Here is a 15,217-nt window from a genome sequence, read left to right as displayed (position 1 = left end):
CCCGGAAATACATCCCGGCGTGACCCAGGTCACGCCGGAGGATTCCGGCCCGCCGGACTCTCCATCGACGCCCTGACCGGAACGCGGCCCGCGCACTGCGGCCCGGTCACCGCCCGGCGCTCAATTCACCGCATAGCTACGGCAATTGACCGGAATCTCGCGCTCCGACTCCGCAACTCGTCCCAACCGACGATGATTTCCGGACACGGCCCGCCCGATTCATTCCCGGAACCCGACTCCACGGGGGCCCACCTGCTGATACGTTGCCGCCACGACCTTGCCTATGCGGCCGCTACAGAGAACACCGCAGGTGGAAACGCCATGACCGGAAAGACCACGACCGGAATCACCGCCGAACCCGCGACGCCGAAAAAAACAGGCGGAAGCCGCACGTCGTATCGCGGGCGAGGCGCCGCCGCCCGCACGGGCAACCACCCGACCACCCAACCACCGGCCGAGCGGGGGCAATGACGCCGATGACGATCGCCAGCGGATTCCTCTCCCACGCCACCACCGCACCGGACCGGGTAGCGCTCGCCCTGGGCGGCGACGGCGGCCCGCACCAGTGGAGCTACCACACACTGCGGCGCGGCGCACTCACCGTGGCACGGGCGCTGCGCGCCGAGTTCGGTCCGGCACCCGACCCCGGGGTCCGGCTCGCCGTCCGGCTCGGCAACCGCAGGGAGTTCCTGGAGATCTTCCTCGGGGCGGCCGTCGCCGGCATCCCGGTGATGGTGCTCGACACGGCATGGAGCGACCCCGAACTGGCCGCCGTCCTGGACGACACGCCCCCGGCCCGCCTGTTCCGGGACACCCCCGCCACCGCGGCCGAGGAGCGCCTACCCCCCGGTGCGGTGGTGGACCTGGCCGGCCCGGGCTTCGCGGCCTGGCTGCGGCGGCACGACAGCCACCAACTCCCGGACGTCGACAACGACTTCGACGAGGTTCCGGACTCCGCCGCGTTCTACGTGGGGTTCACCTCCGGGAGCACCGGACGGCCCAAGGGCGCCGTGCGCTCGCACCGTTCCTGGATCCGGACGTTCCGGCACTACACCGACGGGTTCGGCATCGGGCCGTCCGACGCGGTCCTGCTTCCCGGGTCGCTGGCGCACTCCCACTTCCTGTGCGGGGCGGTGCACGCCCTGCACGTCGGCGCGACCGTGTGCCTGCTGCCCTCGTTCGACCCGGCGGCCGTCTTCGACCACATCGAGCGGTACCAGGCATGCCATCTGTTCCTGGTACCGACGATGTTCGAGGCGCTGCTGGAACATGCCCGCCGCCATCCGGGCCGCACCTTCCCCCAGGTCCGCTCGCTGCTGTCGGTGGGCGCGAAGTGGTCACCGGCCCGTCGGGCACGGGCGGTTGACCTCTTCCCCCGCGCCGACGCCGTGGAGTTCTACGGGGCCACCGAGCTCAGCCTGGTCTCCGTGCTGCACGGTGACGACGACGGCCCGTGGGAGTCGCTGGGCCGGCCCGTACCCGGCGTCGAGGTGTCGGTGCGCTCCCCCACCGGGGAGGAGCGCGGGGTCGACGAGGCCGGGCAGTTGTACGTGCGCAGCGACATGCTGTTCGACGGCTACCTGTCGGCCGAGCACACCGAAGCGCCGGACGCCGACGGCTGGTTCACGGTCGGCGACATCGGCCGGCTGGACGAGCGGGGCTACCTCCACCTCGTCGGGCGGGAGAAGGGCATGCTGATCAGCGGCGGCCTCAACGTGCACCCGGAGGAGGTGGCGGCGGCGCTGCTGCGGCTGCCGGAGGTCGCCGAGGTCGCGGTCGTCGGCCTGCCCGACGAGCGGTGGGGCGACCTGGTGTGCGCCGTGGTGCGCTGGCAGGAGGGCGCGCGGCTGGGCCGGGCGGAGCTGCGGGACCGGGCGGCGCGCCACGTCTCGCGGCAGAAGTGCCCCCGGCGACTGTTCGAGACGGACCAACTGCCGTACACACCAAGCGGGAAGATCGACCACAGACAGGTGCGCGCCCTCCTTCTGGACGGGCGGCAGGGCATACGGGAGGTTCTGTGAACGGGAACGGGCAGCGGCCCGTCGTAGTGGCGGCACGACGCACCCCGATCGGCCGGATCGGCGGCGCGTTCGCCACCACGCCGATTCACGAACTGCTGCGGCCGGTCCTCACCGGGGTGCTGGACGACCTCGGGCTGACCGGGGCCGAGGTGGACGACGTGATCGTGGGCAACGCCGGTGGCTCCGGCGGCAATCCCGCCCGCTACGCCGCGCTCTTCGCCGGGCTCGGCATCGACGCCCCGGCGATGACCGTCGACCGGCAGTGCGGCAGCGGCCTGGAAGCGGTCAACCTGGCGGCGGGGCTGGTCGCGGCGGGCCGGGCGGACGTGGTGCTGGCCGGCGGCGCGGAGAGCTCCAGTACGGCTCCGTGGCGGGTGGAGCGCCCACCGGTCCCGCACGGCACGCCGCGCTTCTACGCCCGACCGCACTTCGTGCCGCAGGAGTTCGGGGACCCGGACATGGGCGTGGCCGGGGAGAACGTCGCCCGGCTGGGCCGGATCGGCCGGGAGCGGCAGGACCGCTATGCGCTGGAGAGTCACCGCAAGGCGCTGGCGGCGGCGCAATCAGGCCGGTACGCCGCGGAGTTGGTGCCCGTCGAGGTGCGGGTCGGCCGGGCGGGCAGCGTCTCGGTCACCGCCGACGAGTGCCCCCGTCCGGACACCACACTGGAGAAACTCGCCCGACTCAAGCCGGTGTTCGCCGAGGGCGGCACGGTCACCGCGGGCAACGCCTGCCCGGTGAACGACGGCGCCGCCATGGTCGCGGTGGTCTCGGAGCGGAAGTTCCGCGAACTGGGCCTGGCCAAGGGCCTGCGGGTGGTGGACGCCGCGGTGACCGGCGTGGACCCGGAGATCCTGGGCTGGGGCCCGGTCCCGGCGGTGCGCCGGCTGCTCAAGCGCAACCCCGGGATCACGCTGGAGGACATCGCGCTGGTGGAGTTCACCGAGGCGTTCGCCGGGCAGGTCCTGGCGTGCCTGGACGAACTGGGCATCCCCGAGGAGCGGGTGAACCGCGGCGGCGGGGCCATCGCGCTGGGGCACCCCTGGGGCGCCTCCGGCGCGGTCCTGGTGACCCGGCTGTTCTCCGACATGTTCGGCCCTTGCGATCCGGTCGCCGCCGGGGCGCGGTACGGGCTGGCGACGCTGGGCGCGGCCGGCGGCCTGGGGATCGCGACGCTCTTCGAGCGCCACGATGGTGGGTGAGTACCGGTGATCGGGCTCTACCACCCCGCCCGGACGTGCGTGCACGCGGCGCCGGCCGGCCTGAAGTTGCTGGTGCTGTTCGCCGCGGGCACCGCGTCGTTCTTCGTCCACTCGCCGCTGGTGCTCGGCGGGGCGGCGGTCGCAGTGGCGCTGTGCTACGCGCTGGCCCGGATCCCGGTGCGGCTCGCCACGCGGCAGGTGCTGGCCATCGTGCCGTTCGCCGCGCTGTTGGTGGCCGCCCAGGGCCTGCTGACCAGTTGGACGAGCGCGCTGCTGGTCGGGGAGCGCGTCGTGGTGCTGGTGACGCTGGCGAGCCTGATCACGCTGACCACCCGGACCTCGGACATGGTGCGGACCGTGGAGTGGGCGCTGCGGCCCTTCGCGCGCCTGGGAGTCCGCCCGGAGCGGGTCGGCCTGATGGTGGCCATGACCATCCGCTTCGTCCCGGTCATCAAGGAGCAGGCCGACCTGGTGCGGGCGGCCCAGAAGGCCCGCGGGGTGGAGCGCAGCGTCGCGTTCCTGACGCCGCTGCTGGTGCGGACGCTGCGCCTGGCCGACGGCCTGGGTGAGGCGCTGGAGGCGCGCGGGTTGGACTCCCGGCCCGACCTCCCGGAAAAGGCCCGGCAGCCCGGGGCCAAGGCTCCGGCTGGGTGAATACCGGGCGAACTCAGGCGAGATGAAACCGAGTTGCAGGAGGGGCGGTGCACGTCGTGCGGGCCGCCTAGGATGAGCCGCTGGCCGTAATTCCACATCGTTCCCGGGGGGTTGAGGGGTGCGTACGAAAGACATCGCGCAGATCGCGTTGTTCGCCGCGATCATGGTGGTGCTGGGGCTTTTCCCGCTGATTGAGGTGCCGTTCGTACCGGCTCCCATCACGTCCCAGACGCTCGGCGTCGCGCTCGCGGGATCCGTCATCGGCGCACGCCGGGGCGGGCTGGCGGTGCTGCTGTTCGTGGTGCTGGTCGTGGTCGGACTGCCGGTGCTGCCCGGCGGCCGCGGCGGCCTCGGGACGATCCTCGGCCCCACCGGCGGCTTCATCCTGGCCTACCCTCTCGGCGCCTGGCTCGCCGGCCTGTTGACCGAGCGGATGTGGCACCACTACACGCTCTGGCGGGCGATCCTGGCGAACTTCGCCGGCGCGGCGCTGCTGCTCTACGTCGTCGGCATCCCGTGGATGGCGGTGGTCTCCGGCATGCCGTTGGGCAAGGCCACGGTGGCCTCGGCGGTCTTCCTGCCGGGCGACCTGCTGAAGGTGGTGCTGGCCTCGGTCGCCGCGGTCGCGGTGCGCCGTGCGTACCCGTTGATCGAGCCCCGGCGGACGGCGGGCGCCGGCGCATGATCGAGATCGACGGCGTCAGCCACCGGTTCGGCGAGCGGTGGGTACTGGACGACATCACGCTCGCCCTGGACACCCACCGCGTCGGCGTGGTCGGTTCGAACGGCTCGGGCAAGAGCACCTTCGCCCGGCTGCTGAACGGCCTGCTGGTGCCGGAGAAGGGCCGGGTGCGGGTCAACGGCCTGGACACCGCCCGCAAGGGCCGGGAGGTGCGCCGCCAGGTCGGCTTCGTCTTCCAGGACCCGGACGTGCAGATCGTGATGCCCACGGTCGCCGAGGACCTGGCGTTCGGGCTCAAGCACCACGGCCTCAGCCGGACGGAGACCGCCGGGCGGGTGGAGGAGGTGCTGGTGGAGTACGGGCTGAGCGAGTTCCGGGACCATCCAGCGCATCTGCTCAGCGGAGGGCAGAAGCAGTTGCTGGCGATCGCCGCGGTGCTGGCCCTGGAGCCGCGGTACGTGGTGTTCGACGAGCCGACGACGCTGCTGGATCTCGGCAACCGCCGCCGGGTCACCAAGCTCATCAGGGAACTGCCGCAGCACGTGGTGGTCGTGTCCCACGATCTCGAACTGCTCGCCGAGTTGGACCGGGTGATCGTGCTCGACCGGGGCCGGGTCGTCGCGGACGGTTCGCCGGGCGAGACCATCGCGAAGTACGAGGCGATGTATCCCCCGCTGTAGCACGGTGGCCGGGCCCGGCGCCGGACGGGCGGGTGCCCGGAGAAGTCCCTCCGGGCACCCGCCCGTTGGCGTGGCGCGGCGCGTCACTTCCGGTCGAAGGGCACCCCGCTGTTCACTCCGGCCCGGCGGGCGGCGGCGATGGCGGCGGGCGACGGCTTGTTCTTGGTGAAGGCATCGTGGCCGACCAATGTGGACTGCCACTCGTTGGCGGTGGTGGTGCCGGAGGCCAGCAGCCACTGGGTGGCGATCCGGGCGTCGGTGCCACCGAAGTACTGTCCGCTCCACGCCGTCGCGGAGTGGGCGTTGCGGTAGTCGTTGCGCCAGGAGACCGTCCAACTCAGGGCCGTGCCGCTGCCGTCCGTGGCGGGTGCGGTGTCGTACCGGCCGGTCAGCACGTAGCGCTTCTCGGCGTTGCCGACCGTCGAGTCGTAGGTACCGGTGAGGCCGCCATCGGCGTCGGCGGTGACGACGAAGGTGGAGCCGAGCTGGTTGTACCAGGTGCCCGTGATGCCCGTCGCGGCGGCGGACCGCGCGGCGGCCGTCTTGGCCGGGCCCGTCTGCGGCGAGGCGCTCGCGGTGACCGTGATGCTGGCCAGCGAGACGGCGACCGCGGCAATTCCGATCTTGCGCAGGTGCGACACGATTTTCTCCCCACGTTGTGATCCAGAACCGGTCGGACGCGCGGGGCTCCCGCATTTCCGCCGGAAGAATCAATTCCGCTGCCACGGAAAGAGAATCACCAATTCCGTTATCCGTGACCAGCAGTCCATGTCCGGCCGAGATCCTACTCTGGCCGACACCCCCGACTCAACACACATATCCCCTATCTCGTAAGGCATTTCGATCGCATCATGACGCGCATTACCTGCACGCGGACGATCACATTCCCCCGCACCTTTTGAGTCGGCCCACGACGCACAGGTGCCACGCGGCACCGCCGGGCCCCGACTCTGTCGATGCCGAGCCCAACACCACTGCCGAAAGCCGCAGTTACCGCGTATGCGCCACCGGGGGCTGCTACCGTGACCTCGGGGCGGGATTACTCTCCCGTACGCAGCAGTATCGGTCTTCGAGATGGGGGAATTCTGCTGTGTCCAGCGGCGTTGACGATCTTTCCAGCGGCGGTACCACCGCCGGAACCGAGGCGCCCGCCGCAACCGGCGGACTGACGAGGCCGCCGGGGCTGCGGCTTCCCGCGGTCGTCCAGACCCTGCTCTTCTCCGAGTGCCGCCACTGGCTGTTCCCCCTGCTCAAGCGCCGGTACGGAGAGGTGTTCACACTGCGGTTGACCACCCCCACCCGGCACTTGGTGATCCTCTCCAGGCCGGAGGACATCAAGACCGTCTTCGCCGGCCCGGTCGAGGTGCTGCACGCCGGCGAGGGCAACGCCATCATGGGGCCGGCACTGGGCGACCACTCCGTGCTCCTCATCGACGAGGACGAACACCGCCGCGCCCGGCGGCTGTTGATGCCCGCCTTCACCGGAGCGGCGCTGCGCGGGTACGAGGACATGGTCACCAAGCTGACCAGGGCCGAGGTGGAGCGTTGGCCGGAGGAGCGCGCCATCGGCTCCCACCGCAGGATGCAGGCGCTGACCCTGGAGGTGATCCTCCAGGTCGTGTTCGGCGTGACCGACGAGCAGCGACTGCAGCAACTACGGCCGCTGGTGCGGGGCATCGCGGACATCGGCCCCGTCACCCTGCTCGGGCTGCCCTATCCCCTGCTCCGACGCGTCGGGCCGTGGCGCCGCCATGTGTCCCTGCAACGTCGGCTGGACAAGCTGCTCTACGCCGAGATCGCGGACCGGCGCCGGGCGGCGGACCTGCACAACAGGACCGATGTGCTCTCCCGACTGCTCCAGGCGGAGGGGGCCGAGGGGTCCCAGCCCGGGGAGAACCGTTTCACCGATCCGGAGATGCGGGACCAGCTCATCACGCTGTTGCTGGCCGGACACGAGACCACCGCGACCGGACTGGCCTGGGCGCTGCACGAACTGGTCCGGGATCCGGCGGAGTTGGCGCGGGCCCGGAAGGCGGCGGACGAGGGCGACGAGGCGTATCTGACGGCGGTCGCCAAGGAGGCCCTGCGGCTCAAGCCCGTGGTCTACGAGGTGGCCCGGCAGCTCTCCGCCCCGCTCACCGTGGGCGGCTACCGGCTGCCCGCCGGGTCCACGGTCATGCCGGCCATCGGGCTGGTGCAGTCCGATCCCCGGCACCACGAGCAGCCGGATGCCTTCCGCCCCGAACGGTTCCTGGACGGCCAGCCGCCGGCCAACACCTGGATCCCGTTCGGTGGGGGCGCCCGCCGCTGTATCGGCGCCGGCTTCGCCCTGATGGAGGCGACGGTCGTACTGCGGGAGCTGCTCCAGCGCTACGACCTGCGGCCGGACCGGCCGGAGCCGGAGGCCCAGCGGGCCCACCACGTCACGCTGATCCCGAAGCGGGGAGCCCGCGTGGTGGTGACCCGGCGCCGCTGACGTCATCGGCGTTCCGCGGTTGCCGGACGCTTCCACCGCGGCCGGCAACCACCCTACTCAGCGGGCGAGTTCGGCCGTGACGGACAGCTCTCCCGCGAGCAGGCGCTCCCGGCAGCGGCCGCGCTGGACCTTGCCGGAGGAAGTGCGGGGGATCGAGTCCTTCGCCACCACCACGACCCTGTCCGGCGCGTGTCCGAGTTGTTCGCGGAGCCGCGCCATGACCCGCGCGGCGAGATCCTGGGGGCCGTCGACGCCCTTGGCGGGCTCCACCGCGACGATCATGCGCTCGGTGCCCGGCACGGCGAACGCCGCGCACACCGGCCTGACGCCCTCGACCTTGACGGCGACGTGCTCGTAGTCCTCCGGATAGAGGTTGCGCCCGCCAACGATGATCATGTCCTTGATGCGGCCGCAGACGACCAGACCGTCCGCCATCCGGTAGCCGAGGTCGCCGGTGCGCAGCCAACCGTCCCGCACGGCCCGCGCGGTGGCCTCGGGTTCGGCCCAGTAGCCCTGCATGCGGGCGGGGCTGCGGACGCAGATCTCGCCGACCTCCCGATCCGCCAGCGCCCGTCCCTCCTCATCCGTGATCCGGACGCTGACCCCGGGCACCGGGTGACCGCACACGGCCAGCGCCCTGGAGTCCGGTGATCCGGGGGCGACCGGCCGGGCGACACCTCCCGTCTGGAGCCCTTCCCGGGAGACGTGGTCCCAGGCGAGCGGCGCATCCACCTCGCCCATCGCGACCGCGAGGGTGGCCTCGGCCAGCCCGTACATGGGCGTGATCGCCTGCGGTCGGAGACCGTACCGGGAGCCGGCCGCGACGAACTTCTCCAGCGTCGCGGCCCGGATCGGCTCGGCACCGTCGCCACACACCTCCAGGGCCGACAGGTCCAACTCCCGCGGGGCGAGGCGCATGCCGCGGGCGGCCAGGCCGTAGGCGAAGTTCGGGGCGACCGTGCTGGTGGCCCGGTACCTCGACAGGGCGTCCACCCACGAATCGGGGCGGGACAGGAACGCCTCCGGCGACTGGAGCACCAGCCTGATGCCGTAGGACATGCCCGCCAGCACCGAGATCAGGCCCATGTCGTGGTAGAGCGGCAGCCAGCTCACGTGCACGCTGCGCTCCCGGTCCAGCCTCAACCTCTCGCAGCACACGGCCGCGTTGGTGAGCAGTTGCCGGTGGGTGAGGGCGACCGCCCGCGGCGCACCCGTGGTGCCGGAGGTGAACTGGAGGTAGCCCAGGTCGTCGGGGGCGACGGCGACGGGTCCGGTCATCTCCCCGCGCGCCGCGGTCAGTTCGCCGCATCGGAGCACCGGGCGTCCCGCGTCGATCCGGCCGGCCATGAAGTCGCCGAACGCGTCGGCGACGACCACCGCACGGGCGTCCACGTGGTCCAGCCGCCGGTTGATCTCGGCGACGGTGTCGGGCAGGTCGGACAGGCGGTGCGGCAAGGGCAGCACGACCGGGACGGCCCCGGCCCGCCAGACACCGAACAGGCTGAACAGGAAGCCCGGGGAGGTCGAGGAGATCAGGGCGACCCGGTCCCCCGGGACGACGCCGGCCTCGGCGAGACCGGCGGCCACCCGCCGGGCGGACGACGCGAGCAGCGCGTACGGCAGCGGGGTCTCCTCCAGATGACGGTCGACCACGGTGATCCCGGCCGCCGTGCCCGCAGAGCGCTCCAGCGCCTCGGGCACGGTCGCCGCACCGAAGACGCCCTCGGGTCGCGGATACTCCCCGCTGTGCACTGCCCCGTTCATGTCCTGCTCCTCCCCGCTCGTGGTCTGCCCCTGCGGACTCACCCGGCCTCCTTGGCCATCGCGCGCAGTTCCTCGGTGAACCGCTCGGCGAGCATCCGCACGGTCTGCGCGGTGTGCAGGTTGGCGCTGTAGGTCCAGGCCAGTCGCAGTTCGCCGTCCGCGGTGAGCGCCATGAGGTCGAGCACCCGTGGCCGGTGTCCGGCGCCGCTGCGGTGCTGGCCGAAGGACTCCACCACCGGGCGGGCGTCGCCGGTGAAGTACTCGCTGACGTCGCCCCAGAAGTTGAATCCGATCTCGGGGGCGGGCACGGCGGCCAGGCGCGCCCTGACCTCGGGATCGGGGTGCAGATAGCGCAACACCCCGTATCCGGTCCCGCGGTTGGGGACGGCGCGGAGCTGCTCGCAGACGGCGTCCAGGTCCCCCGGGCGCAGGGCCAGGGGCGACAGTGTGGAGAACCGGGCGACGGTGCGCGAGACGTCCAGCGTCCCGAACGCGCGCTCCCGGCCGTGCCCCTCCAACTCGACGAAGAGCTCCGGCTGTCCGGTCCAGGCCGTCACCGTCCGGGTCAGCGCGGTGAGCAGCACCTCGCGGATCTCCACCCCACGGGTGCGGGGCAGCTCGCGCGTGATGAGGACGGCTGTTGGACCGGTGAGGTGCACCATGTGCCGTACGGCGGAGGACTGGACGTTGGGGCCCAGACGGTGGTCGACGGGCAGCGGTGGTCGGGCGCCCTCGGCCAGGCGGGTCCAGTACGGCAGTTCTGCCGCCGGTTCCGGGCCGGCCGCGTAGGCGTGCAGTTGCGCGGCGCACTGCGGCAGCGACGCGGTCTTGGGCGGCAGGGCGGGGATCTCGCCGCGCTCCAGGGCGGCGTAGGCGGTGCGCAGGTCCTCGTAGAACACCCGCGACGAGTAGTAGTCCATCACCAACCAGTGCGCGCTGACCAGCAGTCGGGGGCGGCGCCGTGCCCCGAGGTCGAAGTAGGTGAGCTGGACGGTGCGGCCCTCGGCCAGGTCCAGGCCCCCGTTGCGCAGGGCGGCATGGCGGCCGATCTCCGCTTCGAGTGCGGTGTCGGGGACCGCGTGCAGGTCCACCACGCGTACCTCGGCGGCCCTGGCCGGGTCGTCGCCGGGAAGGTGGGCGTACCAGCCCCGCTCGTCGCGGCGGAACCGGGCCCGCAGGCCGTCGTGGTGCCCGAGAACGGTGGTGAGGGCCTGGCCGAGCCGCTTCGGGTCGAGCGGACCGTCCAGCTCGAAGACCGGCCACATGCCGTTCCAGTGGTCAGGATCCGCGAAGTCCTGCGCGAAGAACCACCGTTGGGCGGCGGCGAGGTCGGCCCGCCCGGTGACGGCCGTCTGCGGGGCCGTGGCGGGCGGTGTCCTTCTGGCGACGGTGGCCAGTCCCGCCAGGGTGGGATGGGCGTAGAGCTCGCGGAGCGTGACGTACAGGCCGTTCTCGGCGGCCTTGGCGACGGCACGCACCCCGAGCAGGGAGTCGCCGCCGAGGGCGAAGAAGTTGTCGTGGCGGCCGAAGTGCGCCACGGGCAGGACCGCGGCCCAGGCCCGCGCCAGCCCCTCCTCGACGGGGGTCACGGGCGTCTCATGGCCCTGCGCGGGCGCCGTGGGCGCGGGCAGCGCCGACCGGTCGAGCTTCCCGTTGGCGGTCAGCGGAAGGTGGTCGAGGGTGACGAAGGCCGAAGGGACCATGTACGACGGGAGTTCGGCGGCGGCATGGTGGTGCAGTTCGTCGGCGGTGGGCGCGCTGTGGCCCTGCGGGACCACGTAGGCGATCAGCCACCTGCCGTCCCTGGCCACCACGACGGCGGACCGCACCTTCGGATGGCCTCCCAACACCACCTCGATTTCGCCGAGTTCGATGCGGTGGCCGCCGATCTTGACCTGGAAGTCGTCCCGGCCGAGGAACTCCACGGTGCCGTCGGGCAGGTACCGGCCCAGGTCGCCGGTGCGGTAGAGGCGCTCACCGGTGTGCGGGTGACGCAGGAACCGTTCGGCGGTGCGCTCGGGATCGCCCCAGTAGCCCCGGGCGACGCCGAGTCCGCCGATGTAGAGCTCTCCGGGCACGTGGTCGGGCTTGGGGGTCAGACCGGGGCCGAACACATGGAAGGTCTGGTTCCGCAGCGGTGTGCCGTACGGGATGCTCCGCCAGGCCGGATCCACGTCGCCGATGGGGTGGTGGATGGACCAGATGGCCGCCTCGGTGGCGCCACCGAGGCTGATCAGCTCGGGTCGGCCGGCGCTGACCGCCCGGACCCTGCCGGGCAGCGCGAGGGGTATCCAGTCCCCGCTGAGCAGCACGGTCCGTAGCGTCGCGGGGAGCGCGGCGCCGTACCGCTCGCAGTGTTCGGCGAGCAGTTCCAGCAGGGCCGGGACGGTGTTCCACAGCGTGACGCCGTGCGTCCCGGCCAACTCGGCCCAACGACCGGGATCGCGGGACTCGTCGGGCGCGGGGAGCACCACCGCGCCGCCCCCGCCGAGCACTCCGAAGACGTCGTACACGGACAGGTCGAAGCTGAGGGACGACAGGCCGAGGACGCGCTCAGCGGGGCCGGCACCGAAGCGGCCGCGGATGTCGTCGAGGGTGTTCACCGCGGCGCGGTGACTGGTCATCACGCCCTTGGGCACTCCGGTCGAGCCGGACGTGAAGATGACGTAGGCGAGGTCGTCCGGGGTGGTGTCCGGAACGTCGAGGGGCACGTCGGGCACGTCGGTCCAGGGCTGGAGCGGCACGGTCACCGCGGTCGTGCCGGTCGGTGGCGTCACCCCGGGCTGGACAAGGGCGATCCGGGCGTTGCCGGCCGCGATCAGCCGCTCGATGCGGGCGGGGGGCAGCGCCGCGTCGACCGGCAGGTAGGCCGCGCCCGCGCGCACCACGCCGAGGACGGCGGCCACCTGCTGCCATCCCTTGTGCATGACGACGGCGACCAGGGTGTTGGGCACGGCGCCCAGCCCGCGCAGCCGGTGGGCGATCTGGTTGGCCCGGCGGTCGAGTTCACCGAAGGTCAGGGTGTGGTCGGCGCCGATCACGGCCGGGGCGTCGGGGCGGGCGGCGGCCTGCCGGTCGAGCGCGGCGTGGATGAGCTCGTACGGGCTCGGCCCCTCGGTGGCGTTGACGGTCCGGCGCACTTCGAGTTGGCGTCCGGGAACGGTGACGGGGTCGGGGCTGTCCTGCTCCGCGAAGCGCTCGACGAGGTCGAGATAGGCGCCGAACATGTCGTCCAGCACGCCGTCGGGGAACGCCGCCTCCACCGCGTCCCAACTGACGAGCAGTTCACCGCCGCGCAACTGAACCTGGTTGTCGAGATGGACCTGGGGTGTCTGGGAGACGGCGTGGCCGACCTCGAACACCACACCCTCCAGCGCTCCCAGGCCGTCCCGCTCGTCGAGCAGGCTGGTGAACACCACGGGCATCCGTGCCTGGGCGCCGCCGTGCCGCCGGGCCATCTCACGTTGTAACGCCACGCCGCTGAATCGGGCGTGCTTCAGGTCCGTGCGCAACCGCTGTTGGAGCCGCCCGGCCACGAGCGCCAGGTCCTGATGCTCCGTCAGATCACATTCCAACAGGACCGTGCTGGTGAAGTCGCCGATCAGCCGCGGGATGTCCGGGTGCCAGCGCGGACGGTCGGCAAGCGTGACGTTGACGGTGAAGCGCGGGGACTTGCTCCAGGTGCGCAGTACGTCCGCGTAGGCGGTGCACAACAGCACCGAGGGGGTGACCCCCAGGGCGTTCGCCCGGTCCTTCAGCCGCCGCCACAGGTGTGCGGGAAGCCGCCGCTCCCTGCGGGTGAAGACCGGCAGACCGGCGTCCGGCAGGGCCTGGAGCGGCAGTTCGGGGGCGGGCGGCAGGGTGTCGGCGCGCTCCAGCCAGTAGGCACGGGCCCGCCCGTGGGCCGGCGTGTCGCGCTGCGCGGCGGCCGCCAACAGGTAGTCACGGAAGGTCGCTTCCGGCGCCGGCCCCAGCGACCGCGGGTCGAGGATCAATCGTATCCATGCGGCCAGCAACAGACGCAGGCTGCCCGCGTCGACGAAGAGCAGGTCGATGCTGATGTGGAGCCGCAGGCGAGCGGCTTCCAGGCTGTGGGCGCGGATCTCGTACAGGGGCCAGGTCCGCGCGTCGAAGACCTGGCCCGCCATCTCCGCACGGGTCGCGTGGAGGCGACATCGACGGTCGTCCTCGGGCAGGCCGCGCAGATCCGCATGGCGGAAGCGGTAGGCGGGCACCTGGCGCGCCACCTGCTGCCGGCCGTCGGCGAGCACGGTGGCACGCAGCATGTCGTGCCGGTTGATCAGTTCGTTGAAGGCCCACTCCGCGCGCTCGACGGAGGCCGTGAACACATCGATCTCGGCGTAGAAGTGGGCCGAGCGGCCGCCCAGGTCGAATCCCGCGTCCCCCAGCCAGTACGCCTGTTGGACGTCGGTGAGCGGAAAGGGCTCGAAACGTTTTTCCGGCCGAGGCACCAGCGCGGGCACCGCGCCGTCGTCGCCCACCGGCGCGAGGGTGCGCACCGCCTCGGCCAGGGCGCGCAGCGTGCCGCCGCCGAAGAGCAGTTCCAGCGGCACATCGACGCCGTAGCGCGCCTCGATCGCGGTCTTGGCGTACACCGCGTCCAGGGACGCCAGGAAGAGCGGGTCGTCGGGACCCGTCGGCAGGACCAAGTCCTCGTTGTCCTCGCCGAGTTCCGCGAACAGTTCACCGAGCTGCCCGATGATCCCGTCGATCTCGCCGGTGCCGGCGACGTCTTCGGTAACGGGTCTTTCGACGGGATGGTACGAATCCGAGCGCACAGACATGACGGAACTCCCCCTGTTCTGGCCCTTCGGCCGCAACCGTCCCGACGGACTATCCGCCGCGTCTTCCGACGGCGGCGACATCACGCAGATATGAATAGACCCCGCTGTTCCGGGCCACCCAGGCGGTCAGCCGCGGCGAAACCGCGCTGAACACGTCCGCGATCCGCTCCATCACGGGGGACACGGTGATCTCCACCCGGTCCTTCCGGATGCAGCTGAGCACGGCTTCGGCCACCGCCTGCGGGGTCACCTGACCCAGCATCAGCGGGCGCCTCCCGGCCGACCAGCGCGCCGAGATCCCCACGTCCGCGACGAGGGTGGGATAGACCGCCGACACCCCGACCCCCGTGCCGCGCAGTTCCTCCCGCAGCGACCAGGTGAATCCCACCAGCCCGTGCTTGGCCGCGGAGTTGATCGTGCCGTACGGGTACGCGGTGCGCCCGCCGACGGAGCCGATGTTGACGATGTGGCCGCTACCGGCCGTGAGCATGTGCGGCAGGACCAGCCGGGTCAGTGCCTGGGTGCCGAACAGATTGACCATGAGGATCTTCCTGATGTCCTCGACGGCCACGTCCTGGAAGCGTGCGATGCGTTCCACTGCCGCGTTGTTGACCAGTAGAGCGGGCGGCCCCAGTTCGCGGCACACCGTTTCCACGATGTCCCTCTGCCCGTCCTCGTCGGAGACGTCGGCGGGCACCGTGAGCGGTTCGGGTCCGTAGCGCCGCAGGCGCCGCGCCGTTGCGGCCAGCCCTTCCTCGGAGCGCGCGACGAGCGCAAGGCGCACGCCTTCCCGTGCCAGGCGCTCGGCGATGACGGGGCCGACTCCACGTGACGCGCCGGTGACGATTCCGATCGCACCGCTCAACTCCCGCACGGCCCACCCCCCTATAAGCCGAGTCGGATTCTACACAGACTCCCGTCCCGAAAAGGGGA

11 protein-coding genes are annotated in these 15,217 nt (G+C 71.9%); 7 read left to right on the top strand and 4 right to left on the bottom strand.

Going from position 1 to position 15,217, the window contains the following annotated elements:
• Positions 1–321: 321 nt before the first annotated feature.
• The 6 genes from PV796_RS36035 (at position 322) to PV796_RS36010 (ending at position 5,239) form a co-directional block, all read left to right on the top strand.
• Positions 322–471 carry a hypothetical protein gene (locus PV796_RS36035; protein WP_274917953.1) on the top strand — a complete coding sequence of 50 codons (150 nt, stop codon included), beginning with the start codon at positions 322–324 and terminating at the stop codon, positions 469–471.
• A 5-nt stretch (positions 472–476) separates the two neighbouring features.
• The gene (locus PV796_RS36030; RefSeq protein ID WP_274917952.1) at positions 477–2,021 is read left to right on the top strand and encodes an AMP-binding protein; all 1,545 of its coding nucleotides are present in this window, start codon (positions 477–479) and stop codon (positions 2,019–2,021) included.
• Positions 2,018–3,223 (top strand): thiolase family protein, encoded by a 1,206-nt coding sequence (locus PV796_RS36025; protein ID WP_274917951.1) that lies wholly within the window; start codon positions 2,018–2,020, stop codon positions 3,221–3,223. The genes PV796_RS36030 and PV796_RS36025 overlap by 4 nt, the downstream gene beginning before the upstream one ends.
• A gap of 6 nt (positions 3,224–3,229) precedes the next feature.
• Complete coding sequence (locus tag PV796_RS36020) at positions 3,230–3,877, top strand: energy-coupling factor transporter transmembrane component T family protein (RefSeq protein ID WP_274917950.1); 648 nt, start codon at positions 3,230–3,232, stop codon at positions 3,875–3,877.
• A gap of 118 nt (positions 3,878–3,995) precedes the next feature.
• Positions 3,996–4,562 (top strand): biotin transporter BioY, encoded by a 567-nt coding sequence (locus tag PV796_RS36015; protein WP_274917949.1) that lies wholly within the window; start codon positions 3,996–3,998, stop codon positions 4,560–4,562.
• Positions 4,559–5,239 (top strand): energy-coupling factor ABC transporter ATP-binding protein, encoded by a 681-nt coding sequence (locus PV796_RS36010; protein ID WP_274917948.1) that lies wholly within the window; start codon positions 4,559–4,561, stop codon positions 5,237–5,239. Before PV796_RS36015 ends, PV796_RS36010 begins: the two co-directional genes overlap by 4 nt.
• Before the next feature lie 83 nt (positions 5,240–5,322).
• On the opposite strand, the gene PV796_RS36005 is transcribed toward PV796_RS36010, so the two are convergent.
• On the bottom strand, positions 5,323–5,880 hold the full coding sequence (locus PV796_RS36005) for an avidin/streptavidin family protein (protein ID WP_274917947.1): 558 nt from the start codon (positions 5,878–5,880) through the stop codon (positions 5,323–5,325).
• A gap of 449 nt (positions 5,881–6,329) precedes the next feature.
• Here PV796_RS36005 and PV796_RS36000 point away from each other — a divergent pair, with 449 nt between their 5' ends.
• The gene (locus tag PV796_RS36000) at positions 6,330–7,715 is read left to right on the top strand and encodes a cytochrome P450 (protein ID WP_274917946.1); all 1,386 of its coding nucleotides are present in this window, start codon (positions 6,330–6,332) and stop codon (positions 7,713–7,715) included.
• A gap of 57 nt (positions 7,716–7,772) precedes the next feature.
• Here PV796_RS36000 and PV796_RS35995 read toward each other — a convergent pair whose 3' ends face one another.
• From PV796_RS35995 to PV796_RS35985, 3 genes are read right to left on the bottom strand one after another with little or no spacing between them, the layout of a single operon-like run.
• Positions 7,773–9,479: an AMP-binding protein gene (locus PV796_RS35995; protein WP_274917945.1), complete on the bottom strand. Its 1,707-nt coding sequence runs from the start codon at positions 9,477–9,479 to the stop codon at positions 7,773–7,775.
• Between the two features lie 38 nt (positions 9,480–9,517).
• Entirely contained in the window at positions 9,518–14,284 is a 4,767-nt protein-coding gene (locus PV796_RS35990; RefSeq protein WP_274917944.1) for a non-ribosomal peptide synthetase, read from the bottom strand.
• A 49-nt stretch (positions 14,285–14,333) separates the two neighbouring features.
• On the bottom strand, positions 14,334–15,158 hold the full coding sequence (locus PV796_RS35985; protein ID WP_274917943.1) for an SDR family NAD(P)-dependent oxidoreductase: 825 nt from the start codon (positions 15,156–15,158) through the stop codon (positions 14,334–14,336).
• Between the last annotated feature and the right edge of the window lie 59 nt (positions 15,159–15,217).

This window comes from Streptomyces sp. WZ-12 (assembly GCF_028898845.1).
GTDB lineage: Bacteria > Actinomycetota > Actinomycetes > Streptomycetales > Streptomycetaceae > Streptomyces.
This window is presented reverse-complemented; position numbering and strand designations above follow the sequence as displayed.